This window comes from Dokdonia sinensis, assembly GCF_003688895.1.
In the GTDB taxonomy this organism is placed as follows: Bacteria; Bacteroidota; Bacteroidia; order Flavobacteriales; family Flavobacteriaceae; genus Dokdonia; species Dokdonia sinensis.
This window is the reverse complement of the sequence record NZ_REFV01000008.1, coordinates 1-18,875: the sequence shown is the minus strand read 5'-3', so window position 1 is coordinate 18,875 and position 18,875 is coordinate 1. Positions and strand designations below refer to the sequence as shown.

The 18,875-nt window shown below is 36.0% G+C and carries 15 protein-coding genes and 1 tRNA gene; 12 read left to right on the top strand and 4 right to left on the bottom strand.

Translation table 11 applies throughout. The features are described from left to right. The first annotated feature begins 3 nt into the window (after positions 1–3). From EAX61_RS09295 to EAX61_RS09240, 12 genes are all read left to right on the top strand, one after another. The gene (locus EAX61_RS09295; RefSeq protein ID WP_121917416.1) at positions 4–3,522 is read left to right on the top strand and encodes an efflux RND transporter permease subunit; all 3,519 of its coding nucleotides are present in this window, start codon (positions 4–6) and stop codon (positions 3,520–3,522) included. Positions 3,523–3,677: 155 nt separating this feature from the next. Next, positions 3,678–4,163, top strand: a complete 486-nt coding sequence (locus EAX61_RS09290; protein WP_121917415.1) for a DUF4199 domain-containing protein — start codon at positions 3,678–3,680, stop codon at positions 4,161–4,163. A gap of 44 nt (positions 4,164–4,207) precedes the next feature. Next, positions 4,208–4,975: a TatD family hydrolase gene (locus EAX61_RS09285; protein WP_121917414.1), complete on the top strand. Its 768-nt coding sequence runs from the start codon at positions 4,208–4,210 to the stop codon at positions 4,973–4,975. 77 nt (positions 4,976–5,052) lie between these two features. Next, entirely contained in the window at positions 5,053–6,174 is a 1,122-nt protein-coding gene (locus tag EAX61_RS09280; RefSeq protein WP_121917534.1) for a 1-acyl-sn-glycerol-3-phosphate acyltransferase, read from the top strand. Further along, positions 6,171–7,196 carry an asparaginase gene (locus EAX61_RS09275; RefSeq protein WP_121917413.1) on the top strand — a complete coding sequence of 342 codons (1,026 nt, stop codon included), beginning with the start codon at positions 6,171–6,173 and terminating at the stop codon, positions 7,194–7,196. Before EAX61_RS09280 ends, EAX61_RS09275 begins: the two co-directional genes overlap by 4 nt. Before the next feature lie 92 nt (positions 7,197–7,288). Continuing rightward, positions 7,289–7,376 (top strand) — tRNA-Ser (locus tag EAX61_RS09270). A gap of 171 nt (positions 7,377–7,547) precedes the next feature. Then, positions 7,548–10,802 (top strand): Eco57I restriction-modification methylase domain-containing protein, encoded by a 3,255-nt coding sequence (locus EAX61_RS09265; RefSeq protein ID WP_121917412.1) that lies wholly within the window; start codon positions 7,548–7,550, stop codon positions 10,800–10,802. A gap of 25 nt (positions 10,803–10,827) precedes the next feature. Further along, positions 10,828–11,574 (top strand): hypothetical protein, encoded by a 747-nt coding sequence (locus tag EAX61_RS09260; protein WP_121917411.1) that lies wholly within the window; start codon positions 10,828–10,830, stop codon positions 11,572–11,574. 14 nt (positions 11,575–11,588) lie between these two features. Further along, positions 11,589–12,293, top strand: coding sequence for a hypothetical protein (locus tag EAX61_RS09255; protein WP_121917410.1), 705 nt, complete (start codon positions 11,589–11,591; stop codon positions 12,291–12,293). A gap of 406 nt (positions 12,294–12,699) precedes the next feature. Next, on the top strand, positions 12,700–14,211 hold the full coding sequence (locus tag EAX61_RS09250; RefSeq protein ID WP_121917409.1) for a reverse transcriptase domain-containing protein: 1,512 nt from the start codon (positions 12,700–12,702) through the stop codon (positions 14,209–14,211). A 105-nt stretch (positions 14,212–14,316) separates the two neighbouring features. Further along, on the top strand, positions 14,317–15,333 hold the full coding sequence (locus tag EAX61_RS09245) for a hypothetical protein (protein WP_121917408.1): 1,017 nt from the start codon (positions 14,317–14,319) through the stop codon (positions 15,331–15,333). A 257-nt stretch (positions 15,334–15,590) separates the two neighbouring features. Further along, a complete protein-coding gene (locus EAX61_RS09240) occupies positions 15,591–16,304 on the top strand; it encodes a hypothetical protein (protein WP_121917407.1) in 714 nt (237 codons plus the stop codon). Between the two features lie 161 nt (positions 16,305–16,465). Here the strand turns inward: EAX61_RS09240 and EAX61_RS09235 are convergent, their stop codons facing one another. From EAX61_RS09235 to EAX61_RS09220, 4 genes are all read right to left on the bottom strand, one after another. Continuing rightward, positions 16,466–17,683, bottom strand: coding sequence for a primase-helicase family protein (locus EAX61_RS09235; RefSeq protein WP_121917406.1), 1,218 nt, complete (start codon positions 17,681–17,683; stop codon positions 16,466–16,468). After that, on the bottom strand, positions 17,670–17,999 hold the full coding sequence (locus EAX61_RS09230) for a hypothetical protein (RefSeq protein WP_121917405.1): 330 nt from the start codon (positions 17,997–17,999) through the stop codon (positions 17,670–17,672). The genes EAX61_RS09235 and EAX61_RS09230 overlap by 14 nt, the downstream gene beginning before the upstream one ends. Beyond that, positions 17,996–18,283 (bottom strand): helix-turn-helix domain-containing protein, encoded by a 288-nt coding sequence (locus EAX61_RS09225; RefSeq protein ID WP_121917404.1) that lies wholly within the window; start codon positions 18,281–18,283, stop codon positions 17,996–17,998. The genes EAX61_RS09230 and EAX61_RS09225 overlap by 4 nt, the downstream gene beginning before the upstream one ends. A 157-nt stretch (positions 18,284–18,440) precedes the next feature. Next, on the bottom strand, positions 18,441–18,677 hold the full coding sequence (locus EAX61_RS09220; RefSeq protein WP_121917403.1) for a hypothetical protein: 237 nt from the start codon (positions 18,675–18,677) through the stop codon (positions 18,441–18,443). Positions 18,678–18,875 lie beyond the last annotated feature (198 nt).

Here is an 18,875-nt window from a genome sequence, read left to right as displayed (position 1 = left end):
TCAATGGCTGAAAATAAAAATAATAAGAAGAAAAAACAGGTAGATAAGGAGTTTGCTTTGTCTAGCTGGGCCATAGATAATCCTACGGTGATTTGGGTGATTATGGCAATCCTTCTGGTTTTTGGAGGGATGGCATATTACTCGATGCCCCGTGAGAGTTTTCCAGAAATTAATGAGACTAAGATTTACATCTCTGCCCCATACCCAGGAAACACCGCCGAAGATGTAGAAAAACTCATTGTAGACCCGCTAGAGGATAGGCTTAAAAATCTTACTGGACAAGTAGAAATTTTATCTACCGCTCAGGAAAACTACGCACTCATCACGGTCGAGTTTGACGAGGATATGACCGTTGAGGAAGCAAAAACTAAAGTAAAAGATGAGGTAGATCAAGAAACATCTAATGAAGACTGGCCCACCTCTAATGGTGTAAAAGTAGAGCCAAATGTTTTTGACCTTTCCATATCTGAGGAAACCCCAATACTTAGTGTAAACATTAAGGGGAATTATCAAGTTACACAGCTTAAAGAGTTTGCAGAGTATTTACAGGACGAGATAGAAGATCTTAAAGAGATCAAAGAAGCCTCCATACGCGGTGCGCAGGACAGAGAAGTTGAGGTGGCCGTAGACGTTACAAAGATGATGGCCGCTCAGGTAAGTTTTGACGATGTGCTCAATTCCATAAGAGGAGGGAATATGACAATGTCTGCCGGGAATTTAATTACCAGCGGGCAACGCCGTACCATCCGTATTCTGGGCGAAATAGAAAAGCCAAGTGAACTTGAAAACTTTATTGTAAAGTCTCAGGGAGGAGCAGTATACCTACGTGATATTGCAGATGTCACTTTTAAGGAAGAAGACAAAACGACGTATGCTCGTGAGTGGGGAGAAAACGTGGTAATGCTTGAGGTCAAGAAGCGCTCGGGAAAAAATATGGTGGATGCCGTTGAAAAAATCAACACCATTATAGAGGATGCCACGGCAAATGTTTTTCCTCCAGATGTAAATGTTACTACGGCAAATGATCAGTCTGAGAAAACTGTAAATCAGGTAAACGACCTTGTGAATAACATCATTTTTGGGATTATTCTGGTAGTGGGCGTACTTACGTTTTTCTTAGGATTTAGAAATGCGCTTTTTGTAGGATTTGCGATCCCGATGTCTATGTTTATGTCCTTTATGATTCTGGATGCTTTGGGGTACACAATGAACACGATGATTCTCTTTGCCTTGATTATGGGATTAGGAATGCTGGTGGACAATGGTATTGTGGTGGTAGAGAACGTGTACCGTCTTATGGATGAGGAAGGAATGTCGCGCATCGAAGCTGCTAAAAAAGGGATAGGAGAAATCGCATTTCCTATCATAATTTCTACACTTACCACCGTTGCAGCCTTCGTTCCATTAGGAATGTGGCCTGGAATTATGGGGCAGTTTATGATCTATTTCCCGATTACACTATCTGTAGTACTGGGGTCATCGTTATTTGTCGCTATTTTTATCAACTCTATGCTCGTAAGTAAGTTTATGGATGTGGAGGAGAAAACGCTTTCGCGAAAAGGGCTCATCCGTCTCACCCTTATCTTAATTCCCATTGGACTTTTGATTTTATTCTTTGGAGGAGCTGTGAGAGGTCTTGGATCAGTAATGATATTTACTGCAATATTATTTTGGTTATATAAGTATGGAATCAAAGGCGCTGCAGATTATTTCCAAAGAAATACGCTAGTTTGGTTAGAGAATAAATATCAAAACTTTTTAAAATGGGCGCTTAGTGGTCGCAAGCCTAGTCTCTTGGTGGGAGCGACATTCTTATTGCTTATTCTGATTTTCATGGGCTTTGGAGCTTCGGTAGGAGCAAAGAGAACAGCCATTGAGTTCTTTCCAGATAACACGCCAAATCAGATCATCGTCTACATAGAATATCCTGAAGGAACAGATATTGCTCGAACAAATGCTGTAACAAAGGATATCGAGCAACGTATGTATGACGTGCTCAATGCAGATCAATATACGACAGATGGAGGGAGGAACTTCCTCGTAGAGTCTGCCGTGTCTCAAGTGGGAGAGGGTTCTGGAAATCCACAAACAGACGGTGGTAATGCCGCCGAAATGCCTCACCGTTCAAAAATCACGGCAACAATGCGGGAGTACAAATTTCGTCAGGGGGAAGACTCGGAAGTGTTACGGGAAAAGGTACAGGATGAGCTGAGAGATGTGTATCCAGGCTTGGCAATTTCTGTTGAGAAGGATGCGGTAGGTCCCCCGATAGGTTACCCTATAAATATAGAGTTAGAAGGTCCTGACTATGAGGAACTCATCGCAACCGCAGAGCAAATGCGCCGTTTTATAAACGAGAAAAACATTGCTGGAATAGAAGAGCTTAAAATAGACGTAAACCGTGGGAAACCCGCAATGCAAGTTGTGGTAGATCGTGAGAAGGCGGGAGCACTTGGGGTGTCTGCTGGGCAAGTAGGTAATCAATTGCGTCGTGCTTTGTTTGGAGAAAAAGCTGGTATTTATAAAGAAGATGGAGAGGACTACGATATTAACGTGCGTTTTGAAGGGGATGATCGTTATAATACATCGGCACTTTTTGACCAGAACATTACCTTTAGGGATCCGGCTACTGGGCAGATAAGGGAGATTCCTGTTTCTGCTGTGGCAAAAAGACAGAATAGCTCCTCCTTTAGTGCCATTAAACACAGAGATACAAAACGTGTGGTGACGGTGTATTCAGGATTGTCTCCAGGGTATACAGATGCTGCGGCAGTGGTAGAAAATATCCAGAAAGCAATGCTCAGTTTTGACGGGAAACCACAAACGGTAAACATAGATTACACTGGGCAGATAGAAGAGCAGAACAAGGAGATGGCATTTTTAATGAGTGCATTTTTTGGAGGATTGGGATTAATTTTCTTGATTTTAATTTTCCAATTTGGCTCTATTTCTAAACCTATGATGATTATGATTGCGATTTTTCTAAGTTTTATAGGTGTCTTTGGAGGTATACTCGTTACAGGATCTTCATTCGTTATTATTATGTCTATGATGGGAATTATCTCTCTAGCCGGTATCGTGGTAAACAATGGCGTGGTACTTCTGGACTACACCCAGCTCCTCATAGATAGAAAAATTGTTGAACTGGATTTAGAAGACAACGCATTGTTGAGTAAAGAGCAGGTAACTGAGCTTATTGTAAAGGGCGGCCGTGCAAGATTACGTCCTGTATTGCTTACGGCAATTACAACGGTACTTGGGCTCATACCGCTCGCAATAGGAATTAATATAGATTTCTTCTCGCTGTTTGCAGAGTTTGATCCAAAATTCTATGTAGGTGGAGATAACGTAATTTTCTGGGGACCACTTGCTTGGGCCGTGATTTATGGTCTTATAGTGGCTACATTCTTAACTCTGGTGGTGGTGCCATTATTATTTTTAATAGTATATAAAATTAAAATCAGACTTCGTGGCGGTAAGGATAAGGATCCAGAAGCAATGGAACTGCAGGAAGCAGCATAAATAGAATTCCCCCCATTTTCTAAACGCATTCGGTTTCGGCTGGGTGCGTTTTTTGTTTTGGATTACGCTTTCGCGAAAGCGGCAGAAACCATTTAACATAAGTTTTAATTTTTATTCGCTCATATTGATTAAATTAATGTTCTAAAAAACCAATTATGTCAAAATTTATTCTTCCTATACGCTTTGCGATTGCAATTAGTGGCTCTCTTATAGCTTATTTCCTGATTATTGCTCTTTTTGGGTGGCATACAAACCCATTGTTTAGCTTATTTAACGGAGTAATTACGGGTTTTGGACTATACGAGGTTGTAAAATATACTAAGATTAAGAAAGGTGATGCCTTTCAGTACGGCGATGGTTTTAGTGCCGGTCTTGTAGCTGGATTTGTGGCAACGCTTATATTTACCTTGTTCTTTGGAATCTATGCGGGTAATCTCGCTCCAGATTTTCTTGAGAACCTTGTAGGGCCGTGGAGTGGTACAGCCAGTCTAGGGGTTACGCTCTTTACAGTGGCGATAGGTGGCTTTGCAACTACTATTGTAATTACACTCTCCTTAATGCAACTTTTTAAGCCTAGCTGGAATACTGAGGGCACAAAAAGAGTGTTGAAGGAACGTGGTGATGCCATAAAAGGAAATTAAAGAACTCCTGTGGCTGTAATTATTTGGAGTGCTATTTTTGCACAATGAATTTTACAGATACACATACCCATTTATATAGTGAAGCCTTTGACGAAGATCGTGATGCGATGATTCACAGGGCGCTGGATGATGGAATCTCTCGATTTTTTATTCCTGCGATAGACTCTGAGTATACAGCGCGTATGTATGCGCTGGAAAAAGCCTATCCTGACAATGTTTTCTTAATGATGGGACTGCATCCTACCCACGTAAAGAAGAACTATAAAGATGAACTTAAGCATGTACAAGAGGAACTGGAAAAGCGTACGTTCTATGCAGTAGGTGAGATAGGTATTGATTTGTACTGGGATAAAACTACACTTACCATACAACAGGATGCTTTTAGAACTCAAATTCAACTTGCTAAGAAGTTCAAACTTCCCATCGTTATTCACTGCAGAGACGCTTTTGACGAAGTTTTCGAGGTGCTCGAAAGTGAGAAGGGCGATGACCTTTTCGGGATATTTCATTGTTTTACTGGAACGAAAGAACAGGCAGAACGAGCCATAGGCAACAATCTCAAGCTGGGAATAGGCGGGGTTGCCACTTTTAAGAATGGTAAAATAGACCAATTTCTTGCAGATATAGATCTAAAGCATATCGTTTTAGAGACCGATGCTCCTTATTTAAGCCCTGTACCTTTTCGCGGAAAGCGTAATGAAAGTGCTTACTTGAAGCTCGTTGCAGAAAAGCTTGCTACAATTTACAAGTGTACTTTAGAAGAAATAGCAAGAATAACTTCTCAAAACGCCGACGCTGTTTTCTTGAGATAATTGTTTGTCCCTCACAAAGTGATTGAGATGCGGTATTTATTTTGTTCTTTTACCACATTAAACAACCCCTACTGGCCTTGACAAAATTTGAAGAAATACGACCCTATAACGATGATGAGGTAAATGAAGCCTTAAAGCATCACGCACAACACCCTATGTTTAAGGTGCTGTTGCAGTTTACCTTCCCAGAAAAATCTCCAGAAGAGATACAGGATGTTCTTGCGGACTGCCATTCTATATATGATTTCCAGACCAAGGTTATCTATAAGTCTGTTCAAAATCTCCTCGAGAAAAGCTCCGAAGGCTTTTCAACCAGAGGTTTTGACACTTTAAAAGAGGATAAAACCTATTTATACATCTCAAACCATAGGGATATCGTTCTAGATACTTCGTTACTCAATATCGCATTGTTAGATAATGGACTTATTTCCACGGCAAGCGCGATAGGAGATAATCTTGTCCAGAAAGATTTCTTAATGGCACTTTCTAAACTTAACCGTAATTTCTTAGTACAGCGCAGCACATCACCTCGAGAATTATTACGGAGTTCAAAATTGCTTTCTGAGTATATGGGATATCTACAAGAACAAGGGCGTTCTGTATGGGTTGCTCAACGTGAAGGACGTACAAAAAATGGATCCGATGTAACGCAGCAAGGTGTGCTTAAGATGATTACAATGGCAAAGGGAGACGTTCCTATGATGGAATATCTCAAAAATCTGAACATCGTTCCAGTGGCGATATCATATGAATATGACCCCACAGATACATTGAAAATTCCTGAGATCGTGGCAAAGGAGGAAAACCTGCCTTATGTGAAAACTGCAAATGAGGATTTCAATAGTATACTGAAAGGTGCGCTCGGAAATAAAAAACATATTGAAATAGCCTGCGAAAAATTATCTCAAGATATATATGATCGCATAGAAAATGAAGAACAAAGCGATAATGATAAACTACAGCGCTTTGCACAAGAAATAGATCGCAATATTTATAGAAATTATAAACTCTGGCCATCCAATTACGTAGCTTATGATCTTTATCACAAAACAGATGAGTATGCTACTCAGTATACTATTAAGGATAAGCGTCAGTTTGAGCGACGTATCGAGCGTCGTGTAGATGCAAGTATACAGTTAGAGGTAGACAGTTTCTTGCTTATGTATGCAAATCCAGTAATAAATCAACGCAAGTCATGAGCTATTGTCCTAACATTCTTCTCATTTATACGGGAGGAACCATCGGTATGATAAAGGATTTTGAGACAGGTGCGCTCAAGTCTTTTGACTTTAATGAATTGCTTCTAAAAATTCCCGAACTGCGCTTGCTGGAGTGTAACATAAGTACGGTTTCTTTTGAGGAGCCCATTGATTCGTCCAATATGAGTCCTACTCATTGGGTAGAAATTTGTAATTTCATAGAAAAAGATTATGAAAACTACGATGGTTTTGTAGTACTTCACGGTAGTGACACGATGAGCTATACTGGTAGTGCTCTAAGCTTTATGTTTGAGAATCTCACAAAACCTATCATTCTTACGGGCTCTCAATTACCCATAGGTGATTTACGCACAGATGCAAAAGAAAATCTAATTACAGCAGTACAACTTGCTGCCTTGCGTAAGCGCAGTAGACCTGTCATACAAGAAGTAGCTCTTTATTTTGAATATAAGCTCTACCGTGCTAACCGAAGTACAAAAGTAAGTGCAGAACATTTTGAAGCTTTTGATTCTCCTAACTACCCACCGCTTCTTACCTCTGGGGTCAACCTCAGTATTAACGAGGAGCTATTATTGCGACCATCGAGACGACAGCTTAAAATTCATAAGAATATGGTAAGTGATATCGTTGTTCTTAAGATGTACCCTGGAATTACTGAGGCGACTGTTGCGCACCTACTTTCTTTTGGAGAATTGCGTGGCGTAATATTGGAAACCTATGGTGCTGGTAACACAACTACAGACGAGTGGTTTATTCAACTCATTAAAAAAACAGTAAAGCGTGACATTCCTGTAGTTAATATAACGCAATGCAATGGAGGTAGCGTGCAGATGGGGAATTATGAAACTAGCATTGGGTTAAAGAAAGCAGGCGTTATAAGCGGGGCAGACTGTACTACAGAAGCGGCTATTACTAAAATGATGTATTTGCTGGGGCAAGAAGTGGGTCCAAAAACATTTAAGACGGTATTTGAAACCTCCCTGCGAGGTGAACTCACATAATTGTAGTATCATCACTACTAGCAGATAAATTTTCATATTTTTGCACTCCTTAAAAAGATTTAAGGTTACGCTTTCGCGAAAGCGTAAAAAATAGAGAGGTGGCCGAGTGGTCGAAGGCGCACGCCTGGAAAGTGTGTATACGCCAAAAGCGTATCGAGGGTTCGAATCCCTTCCTCTCTGCTGATAAGCTCGCTATCGTAATGATGGTGGGCTTTTTTATTTATGGGGGCATAAATAGGGGCATATTATTGTTGATACTTTTTAATCGCTGTTGAAATATTTTGTTTGAATTACGGAAACCCTCATTCATTCTAACCTAAAGATTTCTATTTTAGTGTCAAACTCTACTTAGTGGCATTATTTCAAACTTCAGTACTTAAATCACATCTCGCTTTGCTTAATGAAGCAGCGGTAGATAAAGCATATAAAAAATACTGCAACTACTTCTGGAACAAGACGATACAGGAGAATATTAAAAGTGCAAAGGAAGAACAGTATCAAGCAACGTTTCTAAACGAATTGTTTGTAAATATTCTGGGCTATACACTATTCCCAAACCCTAATTCCAACCTAACTACCGAATTTAAGAATGAGAAAAACGCCCGTAAGGCAGATGGCGCAATTCTTAAAGACGGTACAGCCATAGGAGTTATAGAGTTAAAAGGAACAAATACAAAGGACTTGGAGAGCATTAGGCGACAGGCATTTGATTATAAGGCTAATCAAAAAGGCTGTGTGTACGTAATAACATCCAACTTTGAAAAGCTGCGCTTTTACATCAATGATGCTACAGAGTTTGAAGAATTTGACTTGTTTACGCTTTCGCGAAAACGGTTTAACCTACTCTATTTCTGTTTACATCTTGATAAGGTACTCAACAATACACCGCTAAAGATTAAAGAAGCATCCATTGTAGAAGAAGAAGAAATTACCAAAGCGTTCTATAAAGATTATTCAATCTTTAAACGAGAGCTATACCGTGACCTTGTAAAAAAGAACTCTAAAACGGTTAAGTCAAAACTCGCAAATGGTACTACAAATGCTAACGAAAACGACAATCAAGATGAAATACTACGACTTGAAAAAAATGTCAAATTAACGCTGTTTCAAAAATCACAAAAACTCATAGACCGTTTTCTGTTTATCTTCTTTGCAGAAGATAGAATGTTACTGCCTTCTAACTCTACGTTACAAATATTGAACAAGTGGAAAGATGATTGGGATTTTGGCGATGAACGTCCATTATATGGTCTCTTTAAACATTATTTTAACTTTCTGGATATAGGGCGCAAGGGTACAGAGAAACGTGCTGAAATCTACGCATACAACGGTGGTTTATTTAAACCAGATGCCATACTCGATGCACTCGAAATAGACAACGACCTCTTATATAAATTCACACTTAAATTATCCAACTACGATTTTGAAAGTCAGGTAGATGTAAATATACTGGGACACATTTTTGAAAACTCACTCAATGAGATTGAGAGCGTAAATGCAGAGATTGAAGGTGGCGAATTTGATAAACAGACCAGTAAGCGTAAAAAGGATGGAGTATTCTACACGCCTAAATATGTTACCAAATACATAGTAGAAAATACCGTAGGTAAGCTATGTGATGAGAAGAAACAAGAATTGGGTTTTGATGAAGAGCAATACTTTAAAGGGCGTAAGAACCGTAATAAAACAACCATTGAAAAATTGGTTAGCATTCTCGACACCTATCGTGAGTGGTTACTGCAAATTACAATTTGTGATCCTGCCTGTGGTTCTGGAGCATTCTTAAACCAGGCACTTGATTTTCTCATAAAAGAACACAGCTATATAGATGAGCTTAAAGTACGTGTGTTGGGTGGTGGTTTGCAATTTCCTGATATTGAAAATACCATACTGGAGAACAACATCTACGGAGTAGATCTCAATGAAGAAAGTGTGGAGATAGCAAAACTATCCCTATGGTTGCGTACCGCACAACCACGACGTAAACTCAATGATTTAAGTAGCAATATAAAATGTGGTAATAGCTTGATTGATAATAAAAGTGTTGCAGGAGATAAAGCTTTTAATTGGGAGACCGCTTTCGCGAAAGTGTTTGAAAATGGTGGTTTTGATGTGATTATTGGTAATCCACCTTATGTAAGAGCAGAGCTACTCACAGATTTTATCCCTTATTTTGAGAAGAACTATAAAGTATTTCATCCCGCAAGCGACTTATTTGCTTATTTCTACGAGTTAGGTTCAAACATCATAAATAGAAATGGTTTGATGGGCTACATATCTAACACATTTGACAAAACAACCGCAGGAAAAGTACTACGAGATTACTTAAACAATCAAACACGTTTTAAAGAATACATCGATTTTACTGAAGTACAGATATTTGGTGGAGCAACTACGTATCCAGTGATTATTATTCTTGATAAAAATCCCCCAATCGATAACACTTTCAAATTTATCAAAATACCAAAATCTTCACAGGCAAGTATCATCAATATTGAAGTACACGACGCTATCAATGTGATACAAGAAAGTCTCGATGCCAACTCTTGGTCATTTCTTTCTGCAGAAAAATCCTTGCTATTCGAAAAATTAAATGCTTTTTCTAATGTGCGTGATAGATACGGAAAGTGTTATTATGGAGTGAAAACTGCTTTGAATGATGCGTTTATATCACAAAAATCATTTCCAAATTCAGAACATATAAAACCAATTTTAGAAGGGAAAGAAATTAAAAAATGGAATACACAAGACGCAACACAAAGTCTAATCCTTTTCGAAAGTAAGTGGACTAACGAAGAATATTCAAATTTGGAAACAGAAGATGAAAAATTAAATGCATTGTCCAAAGCTCATCCTGAAATATTCAATCACTTGTTACCTTTTATAGATCGCGCTAAAAAACGTTATGATCAAGGAGATTACTGGTGGGAGTTAAGAAATTGTGCTTATTACGATTTGTTTGAAAAGCCAAAAATCATCTTTCCAAACCTTCAAAACACAAACAAATTCTGTTTAGATATGGAAGGCACTTACGTTAATGCGCCTGCCGTATTTATTCCTTCTGATAGTCGAATATTATTATGTGTGCTAAATTCTAAAGTAGTTTGGGAGTATCTTAAATCTATATGTGTAGTAAGAAGTGGTGGGTATATTGAAGTAAAACCACAATATTTTGAACAAATCCCCATTCCACAGTTTGAAAATGAAGCATATTTTAATGATGAGACAGATAACATTGTAAAATATGTTAGTGAACTTCAAATATTGGAAAATAGATTTCAAGACTATTTTAAAGGCACATTGCAACTTAACAGGCTTCAAAGAAAACTCGAAAGTTGGTATGATTTAAATTTTTCAGAGTTTATAAAAGAACTCAACAAGGCAGTAAAAGCCACCAACAAATTAAGAACCAAAGACAACCTTGACCCAATCGCTACGCTTAACAAAAAAGATGAGTTTGAGTGGATGGAACTTTTTGAAGAAAACAAGAAAAAGGCAGTTGCACTACAAACCCAAATAGCCACCACAGAAAAGGAAATCGACCAAAAGGTGTATGAGTTGTATGGACTTAGTAAGGAGGAGATAAAAATTATTGAGAAATCTTAGTTCAGTTAATTAAATAATAAATAAGATGGTGTACTTTGAATTAGCCCCGGCTGGTAATAAGACAGGAACCTTTAGGATATTAGGAGAAGGTCATTATAGTATTATAGAAGATAATGATCAGATGCCTTTAAATTACTTGTTAATGAGCAAACATTTTCGAGATAAAAATAGTCTTTCTGAGATAGTTCGCGTAGGTGAATTTATTTTACTGCTCTTACGAGGCTATAGTATTTTGATCGATGCTAATCACGAAGGTTTCTCACCCTCACTTAGGGGGTTATATATTGACAATAAAAGAGAAACAATTGAGTCTGTAAATTTAGATCTCAATTCAATTGACGATTTGTTAGACCAAGAAGAGTGTAGTTATGATAATAATGGAGTGATAAATGCAGCTTTTAAGCCTGGATTCTTTAGAGATATTTTAATTTATGCTGGGTCAGGATGGAATTTGGCTAATATATCACGGATCAATGATGAGCTCATCGCATTTGTTAAGGCAAAGGGTAGTCGAGATAGAAATTTCAGGTCTAATGAAGACTTTGGTAGATTTCAAGCGACCGCGAACAATAAGTCGATCGGAGGTTATGATGCAAGACACGGGTCAAAATATGCTGGTGGCAAAAAATATTCTAAAGCACCTATGAATATAGAAGAAGCTTCTAAATATATTATCAACTATTTGAATGCCGTATTAAAAGAGTACTATAATTTTGAATTACCTGTTATATGGAAGGATGAAGATATTAATCTTGATGAATCTTTTTTCTAATAAAAAAATTAAATATGCCAACTATAAAATTTAAAATTGGGGATATCGTAACACTTAAATCTCATCCTATGGCCTTTCAACCGAAAGGAGAAATTGATTCTTTTGTAAGTCACATACCGCCTCTAATGTGCATTAAAGAGATACACATAGAAAGAAAAAAGGAGATGTACAGCAAAGAGATGGAGGGGAGTCAGATAGCTGATAATGTGAAATACTTATGTACTTATTTTAATCAACATCGTTTGATTTTTGAGGATAAATATGTTTATCAAGAGCTTCTTTTGTCATTTGAAGAACTATTGTTTCATAAAGCAAAAGATAATGGGTCGGAATTGCACCAGAAATTAATAGATGAAACTTTAGATTATAATATTTGTAATTATCAATATGGTAAAAGGATTTTTTTTAAAACGTATAAATTAGAAAAAAGAAAGACTTTTAAAAGTGCCGGAATATCCGCTGTTTCCTCAAATAAAAGCTTAATGACTCACACATCACCAGCTTTTTTGCTCAGCGGTTTTATGAGAAATGATAAAGGGAATCAATACGATGGTAAAAGTGGTAAATTAATACGGCAATGCTCTAAAGATCTTTATAAAGTTATATGGTATAATTCATATCAAGAGAAGTATTCAGAAGAGTTTATGCCGTCAGAATTTTTTACTGATGATAGCAGAATATATAGAAGTTTGGTTTCTTCTCCTCCAGTTGATAATTAATAATCTAAATTTGTTTTTAAGGAAGCTCTTTACATTTAAAAATGACATCTATTGCACCTTAGGACTTAAAAGTCCAATCAATCAGACCTTAATTAATTTTGAGGGAGAATAAATACGTAGATTGATTTACTTGCACTTTCGAAAGAATAACTTGCATCGATGCAACTCATTCTTTCTAGGCAATTGACTAAGAACTCTAAATCTGTTAGACGACTTAATATAGCATTTGTTACATTAGAGGTATTTGTGTACTTCATATAGGCAATTATTATTTGAGTTAATATAAATAGAATTAATCTTAGAACCGTAAAGACGAAAAGTGAACCGAGAATTCGGTTAGTGGTGCGACTATTATTTAGTGTTATGCATTTTTAGGAAACTAGCTTTGGGAGCTTCCTTTTATTTTATGAATAATCCATCAACAGAACATAAAGATTGGTTTAAAGATAGGGGTTACCTTCATTTAACTAATAGAATATCAAAAGTAGATCGTCTAGCTGCGGAGAAATATATTAAATCAACAAAAAATGTTGTAAAGCATAGGTTTTCGCCGTTCATACTCAGACAAACAACTACTAGGCGTTATAAATACTCTAAAGATTTAGGTAGGCGCTCACACAAAAGCGTAGATGATAAAGGTAATTTAGTTTCCAATGCAAAAGTTCGCCCTATAATGTACGCAACACACATTGATTCTAATATATACTCTTATTATTCTCAAAAAATTATTCAGCCAAAATATGAAGCGTATTTAAAGAACAATGCACTCCTAAATAATTGTGTAACTGCTTATAGGCAGATTGATAGTGAGGATGAAGTTCGTTTCAAATATAATGTTGATTTTGCAAAAGAGGTATTCGATGAAGTTAAAGATCGAGGAGAATGTGCAGTATTAGCGCTGGATATTGAGAACTTTTTCCCAACCCTAGACCACAGTCAGCTCAAAAAGATATGGTCAAAGATTTTGGGTACGAAGACTTTGCCTGAGGATCACTACTCCGTTTTTAAATCAATTACGAATTATAGCTATTTCTATTATGATGATTTACGCAAAAGACGGAAAGGTCATCTCGATGAAAAAAAAATTGCACACCTTAAAAATCAAGGTAAGTTTCAATTCTTTAATGATTATAAAGACTTCGAAGATTCTGGAATTCAAGTTTACAAAAATCAAAGTGTAGGTAGTAAGAAAATATCTGGAATCCCACAAGGGTTGCCAATAAGTGCAATGTTGGCAAATTTGTATATGTTGCCGTTTGATGAAAGTGTAATAGAAAATTTGGTACAAATAAAAGGTTGCTACTATAGGCGCTACTCAGATGATCTTGTTGTTATATGTAATACGAAAGATGTGGACGATGTAGAGCAATTTGTACTCACTGAGATTAAAAAAATAGCACTTTCGATTTCGCCATCAAAAACAGAAAAATTTCAATTCAAGTTTGTGGACAGTCGGTTGTCTTGTTATAAAATCGAAAATGGCGGTTTAGTTCCTAACTCATATTTGCAATATCTCGGTTTTGATTTCTATGGTTATAAGACCTTAATTAAGGCTGCCAATTTATCCCGTTTCTATCGTGAAATGAAACAGAGTATGGCTATAAAAGCGAAGCGAATAGAAACTGTCCAACAGAAGTATCTTACAGATGATTCAATAATTTATAAGCGAAAGATTTATAGATTGTATAGCTTTAGGGGTATACAATCTAGAGAATTGCCAGCTTCAAAAACAATATTTCAAGACGGCAAGCTTGTAAATAAAAAATTTACCCGAAAATACAGAGGAAACTTTATTAAGTATGCATATCGCGCTTCTGACATTATGGAGGCGCCAGAGATAAAGCGACAGTTGAGACATCATATGATAATCTTGAAAAATTATATGAGAAAGTTTTCTTTCGAGAATGGTCCTGAATAATCGAATGGCCAAGCCTAAGGGCAACTTATTCAATTTTAGTCGGAATGGTGTCTATTTGAATCAATATATTTACATAAAAACTGATCCCAAATCAATTTTGAATTTATGACAAGTAATTACCGACAAGACTCGTGGGAAAAAGGCGCTCAATTTGAAAACTACGTAGAGCATATTCTATTTCCTTCTGAGTATTACGAGTTGCTGTATAAAACTAGTGACTTCAAACAGAATTCTGAACGGTATGTCAAAGCTTCATTAAAACCAGATTTTCAATTTAAGTGCCTCTTGACAGGCTTTGTTTTCTATGTTGAGGCTAAGTATAGAACTAAACCATATCTGAATGAATATGAGCTGTTGAGCGAACAGCAGTTTGAGAGCTTTCCTTCAATTCAAGAAAATGAGAGCCCTGTGTTCGTAGCTTTCGGTTATGGAGGATTAGCTTCTAATCCTGACTACGTAAGCTTTTTTCCTTTGCAAAAAATAATTAATAGAAAATTGTCTCCCGAGTTAGTGGTCATTTATAAGATAGACAAGGGATTATATCCTAGCAAGGAGTTGCAACCTTTTAATAAAGCATTAAATAATGAGCGGTTCAATAATAATCAAGAGATATCAAAGGATAAAGTAGAGAAAGAATTTGTAGCGCCCCAAAAAGCTAAATGGAAATTTCATAATATTTTCTATATAATTGCCGCTGCTGTTGTTTTCAGTTTAACGGTATTTTTACTTACGAAACCTTCGATCTCTAGTCAACCCATTAAGGATAAACTGGTGAAAACTTTATCTACCTATTACAGCAGCTCAGATAAAAGTCAAATAGAGCGACTTCCTAATTTTTTAAGTAAAAAAAATGTGAATTGGTATGGGCAAAAGGATATGACACTAGGAGAAATTATTACTGCGGCGAAAGAATACAATAAGACATATCCATATCGTATTTCAGAGGTTGACTGGAACTCATTGATCGTGGTTGAAGATAAAAAGGGCTACTATGCATCTTATACTATGCTATTCAAGTCAAAGAAGACAGAAGAAGAACAGTATACTACATATGATCTCAAACTTCTTACTTTCTGGGATAGTAATCTAAAACTCACGAGCATTACTGAAAGTATACAATAGCTGTTTTTTGCTAACGTAGAAAATTTCTATGGTAGGAAAACTTTGTGAGATTAAATTTGAGCTATATAATTCATTAAAAATAAAAATTATGTCCTTAAGCAAAGATTATGAGTACACACAAGACGATTTGGATAACCACTCAAATCAACTGAATCCTAACAATGATGAATATCATAATTCAAGGGAAGAAAATTAAGAACTTATTCAAAAGTCTCATTTAAGCAATTCTTGAATGAGACTTTTTAAATCGAGTACTATTGGAAATTGAAGCAATTAACCCATATCGTTTTAAAGCGAATAATGAGATTAATGCAGAATTTATTTTAGCTGTATTTTTTTGTTCGAAAATTGAAACTTTTAATCGTAAGCTTCTTTACTTCTTTTATTTTACAAATCATATATCGCATAATACTCTCAAATTTGATGCTGATGTATATACTGATGAGTATTTGCTGGGTGTAATATTTAAAAGCACGGAAAATCAGAAAATACTACCTAAAAAAGTGCTTCGTGAATTGACGGGGTTAAAGGATCGAGGAACTTTCAATAAATATTTTAATGCTCATTTACAAAACCTTGGACTACAAAATAGACGAGTGTTCACGTTCTCTGAATCATATATGATTCTCAAATTTTGGCAAGATGAACCTAAAGGGAATTCTTTTGAAGCATTTAGTAAAGGAGAGATAGCTAAAAGATTTACTAATGGAGATTATGAGAGATTGGACTTATTGATGACTAATGGAATAGTAAGTTATTCTGAATATATTAATTATGACTACATTAAACCTTCCGATCTCAATAAGCTTCTTACTGCATATTCAGAATTAAAGGTTATTAATAGCTCTTTTGAGAGTAAGATTAAATACGGATACTTAGAACTTTATTCGCTACTATTCATTTTAAAAAAATATAATACTTCAATCAAATCATTATTAAAAAAAGAAGCAAGTTGCTTGTTTGATTCCTAAATTCTATTTTGATGTTGTTTGTTGAAATCATACCTCTAGAATGCCTATTACTACCAGAGACCATTCAACAGATAATCAACAAATTTTAATTTCCAATTTGTTGATTATCCGTTGATGGCTAAATTACTTAGTATAGTGAGTTCGAAAGTATTATCAACATATCAACAATTTTCCAAGTATTTCTTCTCAAAAGTATAAAACCTTCCCTTTCTTGTAGTGGAGCTTACTTGCCACTCATTATCTGCTGGATTTATTGATTTGTAAAAATACCTATAGCTGCTATTTGTACTTTCTAAACTCCAAGACTGCATAATTCTATTAATTTCAGTGCGACTGATTTTGTATTTAAAGTACTGGCAAAGCTCAAGAATTTCCTTAACCGTGAGACAGATAACATCTGTTTCAAAATCATCAAGCATTTCAAGCAGTAAAGCCTTTAATTCCCTTTCTGCATAATACTTTGTACCCTGAACTAATTTGTTTAAAGCTTCTGTATGAATCTGTTCTTTTGTGAACCACATCCTCGACATTTTTGGCGTGCTTATGATGCGATTTCTTAAATAGCTTGCGAAATGGGTAACTTCTAAGGCTAGTTTTTTAAATAGATTAGGGTCTGAGTTTTCAAGAGGATTAACCTTAATCACCCAATAGCGTATTTCTTGCTTGTCGATGAGAATAAAATTATCTTCATTATTAGAGCAAAGAATAAACTTCCCAAAAAAATCAGATTCAACTTTGTCTTTACCTTTCGATTCCGTTTTGAAATTTGCAGCAGTTGAGAGATTCTTAATTCTTTCACTATCCTCTTTTTTGTCAAGTAAAACTTCATCAATTGCAATAATTAATTTTTCAGACCAATCAGAATTGAACCTACTACGAAAATCTTCATTCTTATTTATGGTCATATTTTCTTCAAACAGTAGCTTAAGCCAATTGAGAAAGGTTGTTTTTCCCGTATTACGTTCACTGCTTACAAGGCAAAGAATTGGTAAGATTTGCAATGGCTTTTGGTAAAGGATTGTTAGGTAGTCCATACCTAGTAAATAATGATTCCCAAAGATGTGCTCAAGAAATTTAACGGTTGCAACAAATGTTTGCTCCATTGCAATGTTTGTTGCAATACTCGTTGCAATGGGTGTTTCGGAATGAGAAAGCTTTTTGTACTTATTATAGAACCCTTGTTTAACCTGGACGTAATTGATATGCGATGGGTAAACTCCAAAACCTTCATACTTTGGAATTGCAAGTAAATAGTCCTTATCGTGGTCGTCAAGGATTGTTTGTTTTTTCCAAGGTAGCATAACGGTTGCAACGTTTCCAGATGCTGTTGGCTTTTCAACCTTTTTATAGTATTCTGTGCCTATTCTAAGATACTCCATAAGTAAATGTTTTAAAGGTTAATCTGCTTATGCGAGTGGGTATGGGATTATCTTGCAATTGTATGCGTACATCTATTGCTTCAACGGTGCGGTCTGCCATATAAAGAGAATTGATTGCAAGCCCTAATTCAGCAAGACTTAAGGAAGGATTATTAATTAAAAAGTTAATTACCGATTGCAATCCATCTGCAACCTCGCAAAGAATGCGTTGAGCCGATTTGTTGTGATTCTCTATTTCAAGACTTCTATGTACTTGGATAGATATTTTATCTAGTTCATTCTCAATGAAAGGATAAGCACTTTTGGACCGCCTCATCTTTTATATTTTAAAGATTTGACTTCTTTTAAGGTATTTTCGAGTTTCTCACGATTTATTATGATTCGTGACCCAATCTTTTCAGCCGAGATAAGACCTTTCTTAATATAATTCCGAATAGTTATTTCAGAAACTTTAAGAAGCGCAGCTGATTCTTTAACTGTGAGGTTCTTTGATTTTTTCTTCTGATTAGCTCTATTCTTGTAAAACTGACCCAGTGCATCGTTTAAAGAGGTCTGTACTAAATCTTCGAGATCCTCCTTACTTGTTATAATTAATTTCATAGTTGCAATTTCCGATGAGAACAGAGATTGCAAGTGGAATTGAAATAGAGAACTTTAAAATATTTTAAATATCTAAAATGTTGGTATGTAGTGATTTGAGAGGTTAAGCCATCATTGCAATTTGGAATTGGAAATATTTAGCAGGCATAATTGTGGATTAACTTATGCCAATTTGATTGAAAAGCTTATCAATTTCTTCTATATGAGGAGGAGCATCATACACATCTTTATACTCTCTAATATATTTTTTATAATAGTTGGGCATATCCATTTTCTTTCCGTGAGTTGAAGTGATAACAACCCTTTGGCATAGCCAAGATTCGTAACTAAAAACATTATAGCTGTACAAGCCTTCTAAACGATGCAGAAAATAGCCAATATCTTTATGAGTCATTTTGTCCTTTACGCCTCTAAGTTCGAAATACAATTCGGACTCTTTCTGTATACTATGACAAAAAGTACCCCTGTAGACTTCCCCATAAATAGGACAGTTACTAATTCGAATTTACTAACTTTAAATTCAAACTGTCATTATGAAAAGCAGCAAATTTAGTGAGAGTCAGATTATCAAAGCTCTCAAAGAAAATGAACA